Origin of the sequence: Pseudonocardia kujensis (genome assembly GCF_021283305.1) — a bacterium.
Lineage (GTDB): Bacteria > Actinomycetota > Actinomycetes > Mycobacteriales > Pseudonocardiaceae > Pseudonocardia > Pseudonocardia kujensis.
The window spans coordinates 1-14724 of the sequence record NZ_JAJSOK010000017.1; the positions used below are offsets into that span (position 1 = coordinate 1).

General features: G+C 68.5%; 14 protein-coding genes and 3 pseudogenes. 8 read left to right on the forward strand and 9 right to left on the reverse strand.

Going from position 1 to position 14724, the window contains the following annotated elements:
- The coding region (locus LWC35_RS14290) for a transposase (RefSeq protein ID WP_232870601.1) at nucleotides 1-220 on the forward strand (220 nt) is incomplete at its 5' end.
- A 51-nt stretch (nucleotides 221-271) separates the two neighbouring features.
- On the opposite strand, the gene LWC35_RS14295 is transcribed toward LWC35_RS14290, so the two are convergent.
- The 4 genes from LWC35_RS14295 to LWC35_RS14310 form a co-directional block, all read right to left on the reverse strand.
- Nucleotides 272-739, reverse strand: coding sequence for a hypothetical protein (locus LWC35_RS14295; RefSeq protein WP_232870705.1), 468 nt, complete (start codon nucleotides 737-739; stop codon nucleotides 272-274).
- A gap of 296 nt (nucleotides 740-1035) precedes the next feature.
- Nucleotides 1036-2307: an amidohydrolase family protein gene (locus LWC35_RS14300; RefSeq protein ID WP_232870602.1), complete on the reverse strand. Its 1272-nt coding sequence runs from the start codon at nucleotides 2305-2307 to the stop codon at nucleotides 1036-1038.
- A 140-nt stretch (nucleotides 2308-2447) separates the two neighbouring features.
- Nucleotides 2448-3296 (reverse strand): HpcH/HpaI aldolase family protein, encoded by an 849-nt coding sequence (locus LWC35_RS14305; protein WP_232870603.1) that lies wholly within the window; start codon nucleotides 3294-3296, stop codon nucleotides 2448-2450.
- Between the two features lie 14 nt (nucleotides 3297-3310).
- Complete coding sequence (locus LWC35_RS14310; RefSeq protein ID WP_232870604.1) at nucleotides 3311-4675, reverse strand: NAD-dependent succinate-semialdehyde dehydrogenase; 1365 nt, start codon at nucleotides 4673-4675, stop codon at nucleotides 3311-3313.
- Between the two features lie 185 nt (nucleotides 4676-4860).
- Here LWC35_RS14310 and LWC35_RS14315 point away from each other — a divergent pair, with 185 nt between their 5' ends.
- Nucleotides 4861-5661 (forward strand): cyclase family protein, encoded by an 801-nt coding sequence (locus LWC35_RS14315; protein ID WP_232870605.1) that lies wholly within the window; start codon nucleotides 4861-4863, stop codon nucleotides 5659-5661.
- A 75-nt stretch (nucleotides 5662-5736) separates the two neighbouring features.
- Here the strand turns inward: LWC35_RS14315 and LWC35_RS14320 are convergent, their stop codons facing one another.
- The gene (locus LWC35_RS14320; RefSeq protein ID WP_232870606.1) at nucleotides 5737-6237 is read right to left on the reverse strand and encodes a carboxymuconolactone decarboxylase family protein; all 501 of its coding nucleotides are present in this window, start codon (nucleotides 6235-6237) and stop codon (nucleotides 5737-5739) included.
- Nucleotides 6238-6355: 118 nt separating this feature from the next.
- Here LWC35_RS14320 and LWC35_RS14325 point away from each other — a divergent pair, with 118 nt between their 5' ends.
- From LWC35_RS14325 to LWC35_RS14340, 5 genes and pseudogenes are all read left to right on the forward strand, one after another.
- Nucleotides 6356-7291 (forward strand): IclR family transcriptional regulator domain-containing protein, encoded by a 936-nt coding sequence (locus LWC35_RS14325; RefSeq protein ID WP_269804145.1) that lies wholly within the window; start codon nucleotides 6356-6358, stop codon nucleotides 7289-7291.
- Nucleotides 7292-7336: 45 nt separating this feature from the next.
- Nucleotides 7337-7582, forward strand: a pseudogene (locus LWC35_RS14330) (IS21 family transposase); the annotation flags it as partial.
- Nucleotides 7583-8189: 607 nt separating this feature from the next.
- Nucleotides 8190-8414: pseudogene (locus LWC35_RS40925) on the forward strand (SDR family NAD(P)-dependent oxidoreductase); the annotation flags it as partial.
- Between the two features lie 25 nt (nucleotides 8415-8439).
- Nucleotides 8440-8490: pseudogene (locus LWC35_RS40930) on the forward strand (hypothetical protein); the annotation flags it as partial.
- Nucleotides 8491-8530: 40 nt separating this feature from the next.
- On the forward strand, nucleotides 8531-8707 hold the full coding sequence (locus LWC35_RS14340; RefSeq protein ID WP_232870607.1) for an SDR family oxidoreductase: 177 nt from the start codon (nucleotides 8531-8533) through the stop codon (nucleotides 8705-8707).
- A 326-nt stretch (nucleotides 8708-9033) separates the two neighbouring features.
- Here the strand turns inward: LWC35_RS14340 and LWC35_RS14345 are convergent, their stop codons facing one another.
- From LWC35_RS14345 to LWC35_RS14360, 4 genes are read right to left on the reverse strand one after another with little or no spacing between them, the layout of a single operon-like run.
- Complete coding sequence (locus LWC35_RS14345; RefSeq protein ID WP_232870608.1) at nucleotides 9034-10557, reverse strand: CoA-transferase; 1524 nt, start codon at nucleotides 10555-10557, stop codon at nucleotides 9034-9036.
- Nucleotides 10554-10910: an amidohydrolase family protein gene (locus LWC35_RS14350; protein WP_232870609.1), complete on the reverse strand. Its 357-nt coding sequence runs from the start codon at nucleotides 10908-10910 to the stop codon at nucleotides 10554-10556. The genes LWC35_RS14345 and LWC35_RS14350 overlap by 4 nt, the downstream gene beginning before the upstream one ends.
- Nucleotides 10865-11950, reverse strand: a complete 1086-nt coding sequence (locus LWC35_RS14355; RefSeq protein ID WP_232870610.1) for an amidohydrolase family protein — start codon at nucleotides 11948-11950, stop codon at nucleotides 10865-10867. Before LWC35_RS14355 ends, LWC35_RS14350 begins: the two co-directional genes overlap by 46 nt.
- Before the next feature lie 31 nt (nucleotides 11951-11981).
- Nucleotides 11982-12947 carry a cyclase family protein gene (locus LWC35_RS14360; RefSeq protein ID WP_232870611.1) on the reverse strand — a complete coding sequence of 322 codons (966 nt, stop codon included), beginning with the start codon at nucleotides 12945-12947 and terminating at the stop codon, nucleotides 11982-11984.
- Nucleotides 12948-13427: 480 nt separating this feature from the next.
- On the opposite strand from LWC35_RS14360, the gene LWC35_RS14365 reads away from it, so the two are divergent.
- Complete coding sequence (locus LWC35_RS14365) at nucleotides 13428-14687, forward strand: MFS transporter (protein WP_232870612.1); 1260 nt, start codon at nucleotides 13428-13430, stop codon at nucleotides 14685-14687.
- Nucleotides 14688-14724 lie beyond the last annotated feature (37 nt).

The window sequence follows — 14724 nt, forward strand, 5'->3', positions numbered from 1 at the left end:
GCCCCGCCGGTGGGTGGTGGAACGAACCTTCGGCTGGTTGACGAGGTGTAGACGGTTGGCCCGGGACTACGAACGCAAGACCGCTCACGCCGAGGCGATGATCAAGTTCGCGATGATCCGGCTGATGACCGCCCGGCTCGCCGGTGAGGAACTCCCCGCTCCCCGCAGTGAGATCGAGAAGGAAGCCGCTCGCCGGTTAGCAGAAGACCTCAAGGACTGATCGCGAAGGTTCTACAACACTCTCTAACTAAGAGCGCCCGGCAAATGATCGTTAGCGGAGGCGGCGGGTAGTCGGCCGGGTGGGCCAGCGGTAGCGGGTGCGGGCTCGGTTGATCAGACGGCGGATGACGGTGAGCGCCGCGGCGAGGTTGAGATAGAACTTGACGATGGCCTTGCGCTTGTCCGCGCAGCGGGCCTTGGTGATCGCCCCGTCCACGGACAGGTCGTCGAGGTCGAGCCCGATCACGCGGTGGTAGGCGGCCAGGCTCAGCCGCAGCAGGGTGCGGCCGTGCCCGGCGGCCGCCCAGGTGTCGAGGCGGCGGCGGATGGTGCGGTCCGAGCAGCCCAGGGTGGCGATGCGTTCGTAGCCGCTACCGTGCACCAGCGCGGCGATCACGTGGTCGAACACGACGCGGTCGCCGATGCGGCGGCGATGGCAGCCCCACGGGTGGCTCGGAGCGAACTCCGGGCGCTCGTCGACCCCGATCAGGGCAGCGAACTCGACCCACAACGGCTCGATGGCCGAGGACGCAGCAGGGGCCGGACCCTACCGGCGATCGTGAGACCTCAGCAATCCCATGATCAACGGTTGGTCCGTGCCCCTACCTGCAACGACACGCCAGCAACATCATTTGCCGGACGCAAAGTTCGAGACAGCGTCCTCGGGCCTCCAGCACGTCCCCGGACCGGTGTTCGACCGGCGACTGCATCCGACGCTGGGCCTGGTCAACCTGGCGGCGCCGACACCAACACCGAGCCCGCGAAAGTCACTACCGCCGACGAGAATAATGTACCTAACGAACTGCGGCTGGAGTACTAATCGGTGAAGTCGATCGGGCCAAGCTGCCACCCGGCACGCCGCAGCAGACGTTCCTGTGACGCGAGCACCCGTTGCTTCAACGACGCGAAGTCGACGTCTACTAGCCGGCTGTCCCACTTGACGAAGCAACCGTCGACCATCACGTCGCGTACGACGCCCGCGTGCGCCGCCTGCACCACGGAGGTGTAGGCGTTGTTGATCGGCGTGAGCAGGACGTTGTCCGTGTCGAGCACCACGAGATCGGCAGCACGACCCGGAGCGAGCTTGCCGGCGACGTCCCCGAGGCCACAGTTGTCGGCACCGCGGGTCGTCGCGGCCCGCAGCGTCTCACGCAGGGTAACCTCCTCGGCGCGCTCGCCCTCCCGGTGCCGGGAGGCACGCCCATGGCCGTAAAGGGCGTGCATCTCCGCGAACATGTCGACGGCGTACGTCGCCGGGTTGTCGTTGCTGAGCCCCGGGTAGACGCCGAGATCCGTCCATTCGAGGTAGGGCACGTGTCCACGCCGGAACTGTGTCTCCAGCCTCGGGCACACGTTCACGCGGGTGCCGCCGTCGCGCATCTGCTTCTTCTGCTCGGCCGACAGGAAGCAGGCGTGGTTGAGCGTCTCCCGTCCGTCGAACTCACCGCGCTCGTAGAGCTCGCGCAGGGGTTGGGTCTCCAGACCACTGTCGAACGTCACCCAGAGGTCGAGCTCGCGCCGCACCCGCAGGATCTCGCGGATCTCCGCGAGATGGTCGCGGCCGAGCGCGTACATGCGCATCGTAAGTCGCTGCTTGTCGGTCGCGAAGTACGTGTCCCGCAGCCTCGCCGCGTTTCGGAGGACGTCGGCGTCCCAGCTGCCCACGCGCGGCCTGCCGTAGGCGTGCACACCCCGGATCCCGCTGTCGACCAGGGCCTCGACCGCGGCCGCCGCATGCTCGTAAGTCCGGGCGTTGTGCATGTTGTCGCACACCGTCGTGATCCCACCGGAGAGCGCCGTGAGCATGGTGAAGAGCGTGCCGATGTACATGTCCTCGGGCTCGTACAGCGGCGCGAACTGGTGGTGCAGGACGTTGAAGTAGCTGCGCGTCGGGCTCGAGCGCTCGTCCGCGTACTCGGGCAGCCCCGAGTCCTCCTCCACGGTGGTCAAGTTGTTCGGGATGAGCCGCGCAAGGGCACCCTCCCAGGAATGCACATGTGGATCACAGAAACCGGGAAAGACGATCGTGTCGGTCAGGTCGACGACCGCCGCGTCAGACTCGATATGTGGCGCGATGTCGACGATCACGCCGTCGTCGACCAGGATGTCGCCCGAGGGAAGGTCGCCGACTCCCTCGTCCATGGACAGGATGCACCCGCCCCGTAGGAGGAGTCGGGATTCTCGCGGAACAGACGGCCGCTCGGATCCTCCCACGCTCACCCTCTCCCTCACGGCTTCCGGCCGGTCTCGCCGGGAGCGTTCTCGAGGCTTCGACGCGCTCGGGCTATCGCGGACCGCACACCGCCACTGAGCACCATCGAATCCATCGCCGCGATCTTGTAGCAGCCGGGGAAGAACGGCCTCTCCGTATGTTCAGGGTATATCGACATGCCGATCTCCCTGCGGCGACATGCGTCGTAGACCCGCCGCTGGGCGGCGGCGTAGCAGGCGTCCCGGTCGAACCTGCTCTCGACCGAGAAGTCGCCCCAGCCGAACAGCACCAGGTCCGGCTGCCCGTCCTGGAGGATCTCCGCGACGTTGGAGAGGCCCTCGTTGTCCTCGATCATGAATATCGAGACGATCTCGTCGATCGACTTGCGGACGTAGTCCATCGTGTATGCGCCGCGCAGGCTCTCGTCGTCCTGGGTCAGCGCCTCCACGGCACCGGGCGGTTGCCAGAGCGCGTGCCGGGTGTGCTGGCCACCCCACCCGCGGTCGCCCTCCGGCCGACAGCGCAGGGTGCGCCAGGCGCGCGTTGCGTCGTCGGCGGTCGTGATCCGAGGGAAGACGATTCCCTCTGCCCCAGCGCAGAGCGCCTTGCCGATCTCGACGTGGTCGATTCCCGTCACCCGCACGAGCGTGGTGACGCCGGCGAGCTGACCGGCGGTGATCATGCGTTCCGCCACGTCGAGGCCGTGGCTGGTGTGCTCCAGGTCGATGATGACGCCGTCGACCCCGCATTCGCCGTACAGCTCCATGATCGGTGGCCAGGGGATCGTCGCCCAGGCGACCAGGTTGTGGGCACCGGCGCGGGTCTGCTCCTTCAGTCGGTTCGTGCGGGTCATCCAGGTCGGCATGGTGCGGGCGCTCCTCATGCGATCGCTACCGACTTGAGGTTGGTGAACTCGAGGAAGCCCCACTCGCCGAGCTCGCGTCCGAGTCCGCTGCGCTTCTGCCCGCCGAACGGGAGGCGGGCGTCCGACGCGACAAGCGTATTGACGAAAACCATGCCCGCCTCGAGTCGATCGGCGACCGATCGCGCTCGTTCGACGTCGCTCGACATGACAGTGGCCCCGAGCCCGAACGCAGAGGCGTTCGCCGCGGCGATCGCCTCGGACTCGTCGCGCACCCGCAGGAGGGGGGCCACCGGCCCGAACGTCTCCTCGTGGAAGACCCGCATGTCCGGAGTGACGTCGGTGAGCACCATCGGCCGGACGTAGGAGCCGGGCCCGTCCCAGTCGAAACCGCCGACTCGGAGCACAGCGCCCTTGGCCACCGAGTCCTCGACCTGGCCGCGCAGCCGCTCCCGTGCTCGCTCGTTGACCATCGGGCCGACGTCGGTCGCCGGGTCCCGTGGGTCACCGACCCGCAGGGCACGGACTCGTTCGGTCAGCTCCGACTCGAACCGGTCGGCCACGGAGTCGACGACGATGAACCTCTTAGCCGCGATGCACGCCTGTCCGACGTTGATGTTCCGTGCCCGGCAGCCCACCCGCGCGGCGAGCGCGATGTCCGCGTCGTCCAGGACGACGAACGCGTCGGAGCCGCCCAGCTCCAGGACCGCGTGCTTGAGCTGGCGACCAGCCAGGGCGGCGACCTGGCTGCCGACCTGGTCGCTGCCGGTCAAGGTGAGCCCCTTCAACCGCGGGTCGGCCAGCAGGGGCTCCACGACGTCGGGCTCGGCGAGCAGGGTCTGGAAGACCCCCTGGGGAAAGCCGGCCTCCGTGAACAGCTCGGCGATCCGAAGCGCACACTGCGGGACGTTCGAGGCGTGCTTGAGGATCACGACGTTGCCGGCCATGAGGGCAGCCGGGGCGAACCTGAAAACCTGGACGTACGGGAAGTTCCAGGGCATCAGGGCGAGGAGTGGCCCCACGGGTTCTCGCACGACGTAGTTCTCCGAGTGCCCGCCCGGAATCGGCCGGGGAGCGAGCGCGGCCGGACCGAACTCGGCGGCGTATTCGCAGAACCAGGCGCTTTTCACGACCTCCCCGCGTGACTCCGGGAGGATCTTGCCCATCTCGAGCGTCGCCAACTGCGCGAGCTCGTCGACGGACTCGCGCAGCCGCGCCGCCAGTGCCCGGAGCAGGCTGGCGCGCGCGGCTGGCTCGACGTGGCGCCATCTCTCGAACGCCGTCGAGGCCTGGGCGAGGCACGCTTCCACCTCGCCGGACGTGGCTTCGTCGTACTCGGCGACCAACTCGCCGGTCGCAGGATTCGTCGATCTCAGAGTCAAAATTCACCTCGAATGTTCGCAATGCGCGCCTCTTGCGCGCAAGGCGAACTTGACTTTAGGCTCGGCATCGCAGGGTGGTCAAGCGATCGACTTGCGTCTGGTTGCGCAGAGGACACCACCGCCGGTTCGGTTCACGACCCGCGCGGGCCGGCGCATCGACACGCTCAATGCAGCGGGAGGTACAGATGAATCCTGATGTCGTCGAGATCTTCGGAAAGCGCGTTGCTCTGCTCGATCTCAGTTGCGTGCTGTCGAACGACACAAGGGACTTCGAACCGCTTCGCCATGATATCGAGTACATCGACCACAAGGCGTCCGCCGAGAACCCGCGACAGCCCGTTGATCCCGCATGGTGGCCAGACGGAAACGCGTCGGCGATCGAGAAGGTCTCGCTGTTCACGCATTCGGGCACGCACGTCGACGCGCCGTACCACTACGGCCCTGTCTCGGGCGGCCTGCCGGCGAAGACGATTGACCAGGTCCCCTTGACCTGGTGCTGCGGCCCCGGGGTGCTCCTCGACTTCCGGCATCTGGACGAGCAGGCGTCCATCACAGACGCCAACGTCGCCGAGGCGTGTTGCGCGGTCGGCCACGAGCCCGGGCCGGGCGACGTCGTCCTGATCCACACCGGCGCCGCCAGACGCTTCGACGAGCCCGGATACGACCAGTTCCACCCCGGTATGCGCCGGTCGGCGACCAAATGGCTGGTGGAACGCGGCGTCAACCTCATCGCCATCGACGCCTGGGGATTTGATCGCCCCTTCTCGGTAATGGTCGATGAAGCCCGCAAAGGAAATCCCGAGCAACTTTGGGAGGCGCACCTGTACGGGCGCGAGCGCGAGTACAGCCACATCGAGAAGGCCGCGAATTTCGAGCGCCTGCCCAAGGCCACGGGATTCTTCGTGTCCGCATTTCCCTACAAGATCGCCGGTGCGAGCGGCTCCTGGACCCGATTGGTCGCCTACGTGCCGGAGGAGGACTTCTAGCCGGCGACGGACCGCCGCGACCGTTGCCCGACCCTGCCGTGCGGGGCCGGCAGCGGTGTGCCCACCGGACGGCTGCTACCGCACACCGAAGACGGAGAGCTGGAGTGCGATCAGGCCGTAGTAGCCGACGAGGGTGACAACCTCGAACAGGTGTTCCGGGCCGATCATGTCGACCGCCTCCCCATAGGCCTCATCCGAGAGGGCTCCCTGGGCCAGGAGGGTGCCGGCGAGCCGCGACACCGCCGCCTCCCGTCGATCGGTCAGATCGAGGTCTCGACCCTCCCTCAGAGCCGTGAGTTCGGTCTCGCTCAGACCTGCCGCCGCCCCGGAGAGCTCGTGGGCCCGCCACTCGAACTCCGATTTCCAGTGCGTCGCGACCGTGAGGACGACGATCTCGCGCTCGCGGGCGGTCAGCTCGCCGCGCCGCACCGCGTCACCCAGGGCCTGCAAACGGCCGCCGATGCGAGGGGCCAACAACATGGCGTTGAAGGGGCCGAGCAGACTGCCGTCGTTGTCGGTGACAGGGAATCCGGGTGAGTTCGATCCCGTCCGTGCTGCCAGGATCTGGTCGTACACCTGGCGTTGCGGGTCAGACAACTCGGCAGGCCTCAGTAGCGGTACTCGTGACATGCCACTCCGATGCTTGCAGTACAGACATGATGCGCGCATTGCGCGCGCGTGATACCGTACGCGGATGGAAGACGTGAGGTCAAGCTCGGCGACCCCACGGCAGCTTCCCGCCCGCTCAGTTGCGAGTCTGACGATTGGCAGGACCGAGGAATTGGGAACCAACCAGATCGATGACATCGACGCAACGGACACATCCGGAGCAGAGACCGAGGATCCGGCTACGGACCGCAACTTCGTCCAGTCGCTCGAGCGGGGGTTGAGCGTTATCCGTGCCTTCGAGGAGGCGCGGCCCAGCTTGACGATGACCGAGATCGCCCGCATCACCGGCCTGCACCGGGGAGCGATCCGGCGGCTCCTCCACACCTTGGTTCAGCTGGGCTACGTGCAGTCGGACGGCAAGAACTACACGCTGCGCCCCCGCATCCTCGAACTCGGGTACTCGTACATGGCCAGCCTCTCGTTCCCCGAGATCGCGCGGGTGCACCTCGAGCGACTCGCCGCCGAGGTCGACGAGTCGGTGTCGATGGCCGTCCCGGACGGCGCGGAGATCGTGTACGTTGGCCGGATCACGGTGCGCCGGACCCTCACCGTCGACATCACGATCGGCTCCCGCTGGCCCGCCCACGAGACCTCAATCGGGCGACTCTTCCTCGCCGACCTGGCCGAGCCCGATCTCCGCGCGTCGATCGCGGACGTAGAGTTCCATCCTCGGACCGGGCGGTCCGTGCGTACCCTCGACGACCTGCGCGCCATCATTGACAAGGTACGGGCCGACGGGTACTCGGTGATGGACGAGGAGACGGAGGCGGCCGTCAGGTCGATCGCGGTCCCCGTGCGCAATCATCGCAAGCAGGTCGTGGCCGGGATCAACGTCGCGATCAGGGACGCCGGGCCGCGACGCTCGTTGGAGGAGTTCCTGCCCGCGCTCCGGCGCGCCGGGGAGGAGATCGAGCACGACATCGCGGCGTCGGTGACGATGAAGGCGAAGAGCCCCCGGTAGGCCGTCACCGGCACCCCTCCCCCTCAGACCACGTCGCGTAGGGCGCGGGCGCTGGTCTGGGACAACGAGGCCGCGGTCGGGTCCTGGCGCGGTGTACGGCCGAAGCTGACCGCGCCATTCCAGGCGTTCCGCGGTCTGCTCGGCATCCGGATCATCCAGTGCTGCCCGCGGGACCCGGAGGCCAAGGGGCTGGTCAAGCCGGCCAACGGCTACCTGGAGACCAGCTTCCTGCCGGGGCGCTCGTTCGCCTCGCCGGCCGACTTGAACGCCCAGCTGGAGGCCTGGCTGTCACCCGCCGCAGGACTGTGAGGCCGCGACCCAAGTCGCGTTTCTCACCCGCGCGTTGAAGGCACCGACCCTCCGCGAGTTGTTGCGCGACTGGCCGAGCGCGCCAGAGCCGAGACCTGGACTCATGAGGAGTTCCTCATCGCCTGCCTGCAACGCAGAGTCTCCGCCCGCGAGGCCCACGGCGGCGAGGTCCGCATCCGCGCGGCGCGGTTCCCGGCCCGCAAGTCGTTGGAGGACTTCAGCTTTGATCACGCCCGGGGCTTGAAGCGTGACAGGACAGCGCAGGGTGCAGGTCGGCAAAGCCATCCGGGGTGCCGCCGGCAACCGGCCGCCACCGGCGGCAGCAGCGGTCCACGCAAACCACGGCCTTCGTCGGACAGTCAACAAGTTGGTCTAAGGAGCTCGTGGGGATCGTCTGCCGACGGCAGTCCCTGCGGCTTCCCGGCGATTCAGGCTCCCAGACTGTGTCGGAGCTGCTCACGAGCCGGGCGGCGAGCTGACCCGGCTGCGCCGGTGTCCGCCCCCTCGGCGGGCGCCTGCCGCCGCTCAAACGTGGGCAAAGATCATCCGTAGGTGTCCGGTGAGCTCCCGGTGCGGTGAGGTTAGGGCTGTGGGACCCGTCGAGCTCCAGCACTCGGCAGTTCGGGGCTGCCGCGCGACCGCCTTCGCCCATCCCGGCTCGACCCTGGCGGACTACGAGCGCGTGATGGCAGTCAACGCCACGAGCGCGTTCCTCTGCCTCAAGGCCGTCCTCCCCGTGCTCAAACAGTCGGGCCACGGCGCAATCGTGTCGACGGCCTCGATCGCGGGGCTCGCCGCGGTCCTCGGGCAGGGCATCTACTGGGCTGGCCAAACACGCGATGATCGGACTGACCCGCGCAGCGGCCGTGGAGGCCGGTCCCTTCGGGATCCGTGTCAACGCGGTGCTGCCGGGCCCGATCGACACCCGGCATGATCGCCCGCATCCGGGAGGGCTCCGCGACCACGCCCATCGGCGGGGGCACCCTGCTCGGCCGCATGGGCACACCCGCCGATGCCGCCGCCGTGATCGCGTTCCTGCTGTCCGACGACGCCGTGTTCGTGACGAACTCCTACTGGACCGTGGACGGCGGCAGACATCAGATGTAGAACCACGCGGCAATGGATCCTGCCAAGAGCACGGTTCTGCGCCTCAGTTCAGGGGATCTGGGCTGGTCGTTGACGCAGCTGGTTCCTGGCCGGCGGCGTCCTCGGCGAGAACCGCGAGGCTCCAGCACCAGCCTCCGGGTTCACGGGCGACGGCGACCGCGCTGACGATATAGCGTCGGCGTGGAGGTCGCGCCGGCCCCACATCGGTGCAGTCGACGATTGCCCACGGGGCCGCGCCCGCACCGCTGCAGGGTGCCCCTCAGCGTCGCGGCTGTCGGCGCCCTGGCTCGGGGCCCGAGGGGCAGGAGTACGTGCCCGTGCCGTCATCACGGCTCCACCTTCCGGCATCGGCTGACATCAACAGGGCCGGGGAACTGCGCCGTCAGCGCAGCGACGTCGCAGCCGGGGGCAACCTCGACGAGGGCGAGCCCCCGCGGCGTGAGCTCCAGGATGGCGTCCTCGGTCACGTAGTTCACCTGCTTGCCAGCTGCCAGGGCGTTGCGTGCGCTGAACGAGACGTGGTCGACCCGCTCGACGAACTTGGGATGCCGGCTGCGGATGGTCAGGCAGAAGCAGATGCGGCGGGCCCCGTGCACGATGTCGACGAACCCGCCTACGCCGATCAGCCGACCGCCAAGCAGGCTGACGTTGACGTTGCCCTCGAGGTCGACCTGGCCCGCACCGAGGAACGCGATGTCCAGCCCGCCCCCGTCGTAGAAGCGGAACTGTGCGACGTGCGGGATGATCGCGTCCGCGCCAACGGCCGTGCCGACGTCGGCGCCGGCCGACGGGGTACCCCCGTACACGCCGCTCTCAATGGTCAGGACGACGCCGTCGATCGCGTTGTCCGCCGGTCCCACCCCGCCCTGGCCGGTGCGGGCGTCGTGCAGGGCCGCCGCGATCGTGTCGAGAGGCAGCCCCGCGCCGATGTTGGCGATGTCACCACGGCGCAGCATCCTGAGCGCCCGCTGACCGATCCGCTCGCGGTCACCGGGCACGACGGTCGCGTGCACCGGCTCCTGGACGAGTCCTTCCCGCGCGATCTCGGCGGGAGAGGCGAGTAGACGCGGGTCGAAGACCGTCCTGGCGGTCTGGCGGTGCGACTGGGCGGGGTCTTCGGCCAGGACGACTCGGTCGACGAGGACGCCGGGGATGACGACCTCCTTGGGACGCAGGGTCCCACGGGGGACGCGACGTTTCGCCTGGACGATCACGGTCCCGCCACTGTTGTGCGCGGCCTGGGCGACGGCGAGCGCGTCCAGGTGCAGTGGCTCCTCCTCGTTGCTGCAGTTGCCGTCGTCGTCGATCGACGTCGCCCGGATGATCGCGACGTCGATCGGAATCGAGCGGTAGAAGAGATGGTCGGCGCCGGCCAGGTGCACCCGTTCGACCAGAGCGGGCGCTGTGCTGCCGGGGACCGTGGTGATGCGACCACCCTGCAGCTTCGGGTCGACGAAGGTGTCGAGTCCGACCGGGCTGACGTGTCCAGGACGCCCGGCGGCGGTGGTCCGGTACAGCTCCGAGAGCTGCCCCTGGGGCAGGCAGAACACATCGACCGAACCGGAGGTGAGAAGCGCCGCCATGCGCGGCGCCAGTCCCCAGTGTGCTCCTACTACCCGCCGCAGCAGGCCGGGGTGGGCGAAATGCTCCAGTCCATGCACCCCGTCGGTCGGGCCCATGGCGTGCACCAGGGTGAGATTCCGCGGGGACCCGGTGTTCAGGAAGCGTTCCTCGAGTGCCTGGAGGAACGCCTCCGCGACCCCCACCATGCAGAAGCCGTCGACGGCGATCGTGGCGCCTTCCGGGATGGCCGCCGCCGCCTCGTCGGCCGAGCAGAATGCGACGGTCATCGGGTGAGCCGAGTCAGGGTTGTCCGCTCGACCTCGCTCGGCTCGGAGTGGAGGCCCCCGGCGGCGCGCCATGCGCCGGCGACGCGGTACCCGACCTCGGCCGAGCGCCGGGCCCAGTGTGCGACCTCGACCCCGGTGAGATTGCCACCGGACTTCACCCGGCGACCACCGACCAGGACGGTGTCGACGACGCCGGGGTGGCTGTGCAGCAGGACGGACACGGCGACGTCGAGCACCGGCGTGAGCTCGAAGGCGCGGGGCCGCAGGACGACGAGGTCGGCGACGGCGCCGACCTCGAACCGGCCGGTCACCCCTGGGCGCCCGGTCGCCTCGGCCCCGAACTCGGTGGCCATCTCAGCACGTCGCGTGCGGTGAGCGGGATGTGCTCAAGCATCCCGTCACGGTGGATCAGGGCCCGCTCGGTCTGCAGCGCCAGACGCGCCTGGGCGAACAGGTCACCGCTGCAGTCGGACACCACGTCCACCCCGAGGGTGGGTTTCATGCCCAGCTCACGCAACTTGCCGATCTTCGGGAAGCCCATCCCCATCTGCATCTCGGTCTCCGGGGTGCACGAGACCCAGGCCCCGGCGTCCCGGACGAACCGCAGCTCGTCGCCGGTGGCGTTGGTGCAGTGCGCGAGGATCATGTCGGGACCGAGGAGCCCCGCCTCGTGCAGCAACGTGACGGTCCCGTACGGGGTGCGCGGGCGCAGCGCTCCGGGGTGCAGCGTGATCGGCACCTGCGCCTCGCGGGCCACGGCGATCTCGGTGCGCAGCGTGTCTAGGTCGGTCTGGTTGAAGTCGCTCAACGCGACGCCGACCGTGATCAGCTCGTTGCGACCGCGGTAGGTGTCGACTACCCGCCGGAAGTCGGCGATCCGCTCGTCATGCGATCGGAAGGCCACCGAGTCCCCCGGGACCGCGTTGAAGCCGTAGGCGAAGGTGGCGCGGATGCCGGACGCGGCCAGCGCCTCGTACGCGGCGTCGGCGTGGTCCGGGCTGTTCATGCAGTGTGAGAAGTCGACAACCTGGGTGACGCCGCCGTCGAGCATGTCCAGGGCACCCACGTAGGTGCCGGTGTAGACGTCGTCGGCCGTGAAGTGCCGGGCGACTCCCCATCGGATGCTCTGCAGGTACTGGATGGCGGACATGTCGCCGCAGAGCCCGCGTACGACCGCCTGCCAGGTGTGCCGATGGGTGTCGACCATGCCGGGTACGACGATGCCGCCGCCCGCGTCGAGCACCTCGTAGCGGCCGTCGCCGTTATGCATCGCGACGTCGGTCTCACCGACGGCGGCGATCCTCCCGTCGCGAACCAGGAGCGACCCCGGCTCCTGGAAGGGGGCGTCGGGAAATCGAACGTTCGTGATGAGCAGGTCGACGGGATCGTTCATGTCCTCAGCTTCGTCTCGGGGTGCGGGCTTCTCACAGGACCGCGACGGGGTTCACCGGGGACCCGACGGCTCCGGTGAACGGCAGCGGCGGCGCGCAGAGCATGAATTCGTAGCGGTTCTCGTCCCGGCAGGCCACGGACAGCTCCTCCATGTGCCAGATCTCGCCGATCCACAGACCCATGAAGACGAGCAGGATGATGTGCAGCGGCTGGGACACGTCGGGGGTCTGGTTCGGGCGCACCTCCATGCCCCAGGTGTCCGTGGCGATGCCGGCAAGTTGTTTCTCGGCGATCCACTCGACGGCCTCGAGGCCCAGCCCGGGTGCGTCCCCTCCGGCGAAGCCGCGCCAGCCGTTCCCCTGCCGGTCGGGCAGCTGTCCGGTCCGGACGAGGACGATGTCGCCCTCCCCCACCGACACTCCCTGCGCGTCGGCGCACCCCCGGAGGTCGTCCGCAGTGATGACGTAGCCGTCCTCCAGCGGGGTCCGATTGAGGTGGCGGGCCATGTCCAGGAGGACCCCGCGGGCGACGAGGCGGTCCTGAGCCGCGGTGACGTCGTTCTTCAGGGCTCCGACGCTGGTGACCTGGTCGGCGCTGTAGCCGTTGTAGATCTGGCCGTCGAAGACCACGTGCGACAGGGCATCCCACTGGGTGCCGCACTGCAGGGGCATAATGACGATGTCGTCGGTACCGCGGACGTGCCCGTCCCGGCCTCCGTAGAAGTCGCGCACCATCGTGCCCGCCAGCGCGTCGGCCCCGTCACGCAGCATGAGGTGGATCGGGTTGAAGCGGTTGAACCCACCCTCCTGGGGGCCCCGCGAATCGAAGGGGAGGGCCAGCGAGACGGTGCGCCCCGTACGCACCAGTCCGGCGGCCCGGACTACGCGTTCGGGCGTAATGAGGTTGAGCGTGCCGCGCTCGTCGTCGGGACCCCACCGGCCCCAGTTCGACACCTTCTCCGCGAGGGCACGGACGTCGTCGATGTTCGGCGGGCTCATGGTGATGTTCCTTCCGCGCTACGCACCCGTGAGGTCGTTGTCGACATGATGTCGCAGCTACTGACGGCCGCCGACCGTGCGATACGCGAGCCGGCGCCTTTGTGCGGCCAAATGTCTTTCGGACCTTGCCAGCACGTGCCGTCACAGTCAAGGGTCCCACCGCTTCTCCTGCCTGCTGATCGCGGTGCAGTCCATTGTTTTGGTCGCTCACCACGCATCGGTGGCCCGCGGTCGGCGCAGGCGGTGCGTTGACACGAGAATGATTTGGCCGTACGTTTCTACCACGGCACGTCGACGTGGCATGTGCGAAGGCGGCATCCGCATCCACGGAAACCTGCTCGTTCCACAGGTTCCACAGAGTCCGTTGCCCTGGCCATCCCCCAATGAAGCTGGGTGATCAGCATGCCAAACTCCTCCACCGCACCGGGACAGCCGACAACGGCGCCCCGGTCGGGCGATCGCGCGCGCCATCGTCGCGCGATGCTCGCCAGCACCTTCGGGACCACGCTCGAGTGGTACGACTTCTCGCTGTACGGACTCGCCTCGGCACTCGTCTTCGGCCCACTCTTCTTCGCCTCCTCCGGCGTCGGCGGCATCCTTGCCTCCTTCGCGACGTTCGCCGTCGGGTTCGCCGCCCGCCCGCTGGGCGGAATGCTGTTCGGCAACCTGGGCGACCGGATCGGGCGCAAGCGGGTCCTGATCATCACGCTGCTCACGATGGGCGCGACGACCACCCTGCTCGGCCTCCTACCCACCCACGCCGCCATCGGCGTCGCCGCGCCGATCCTGCTGGTGCTGCTGCGGATCGTGCAGGGCGTGGCCGCCGGCGGGGAGTTCGCGAGCGCGGTGCTCCTGACCGCCGAGGGGGCTCCGGACCGCAGGCGCGGCCTCTTCGCCGCGATCCCGGTCATCGGGACCTCGCTCGGCCTGGTGCTGGCCAGCGCCGCCTTCGCCCTCGCTTCGCTGTTGCCGGACGAGCAGTTCCTGGCCTGGGGATGGCGGATCCCGTTCCTGTTATCCATCGTGCTGGTCATCGTCGGAACGATCGCCCGGAGCCGGGTGGAGGAGACCCCCGTCTTCCAGCAGATGCAAGAGGAGGAGGAGCTCGCGTCATCCCCGCTACTGGCAGTCCTCCGACGTCAGCCGCGGACGGTGCTCCGGGCCGTGGCGGTGATCATCTCCAGCTTCGTATGGGGCTACATGGTCCAGACGTTCGCCCTCACCCACGCAACGAGTGACCTCGGGGTCTCCCGGCCGGTGATGCTCTGGGCGATCGCGGCGGCCTCCACACTGTCAATGTTCACCATTCCGCTCTGGGGCTGGCTGTCGGACCGGGTCGGAAGGCGGCCGTTGATGATCGGGGGTTCAGCGCTGTCGGCTGTGTACGTCTTCCCGTTTTTCGCCCTGCTCGGGTCCGGCAGCGTCTGGCTCGTCATCCTCGCCGTCGTCATCGCACTCGCGGTGATCAGGGACATGCTGCTGGGCCCGCAGGCCGCCATGGTGGCGGAGATGTTCGGCGCCCGGGTGCGTTGCAGCGGGGTCAGCGTGAGCCGCGAGATCAGCGGAGCCGTGTTCGGAGGGACCGTCCCGTTGGTGTCTACCGCCCTGGCCTCTGTCGCGGGCGGGACCTGGCCGGTCGGCGTCTACATCGCGATCGCTGCGCTGGTGTCGATCGTGGCAATCTGGCTCAGCCCCGAGACCGCGTTCGACTCGGGCGACGGGTTCGGACGACCCGGTTAGGGGTGCGGGAAGCACTCGAAGTGTCACGACAAGCGAA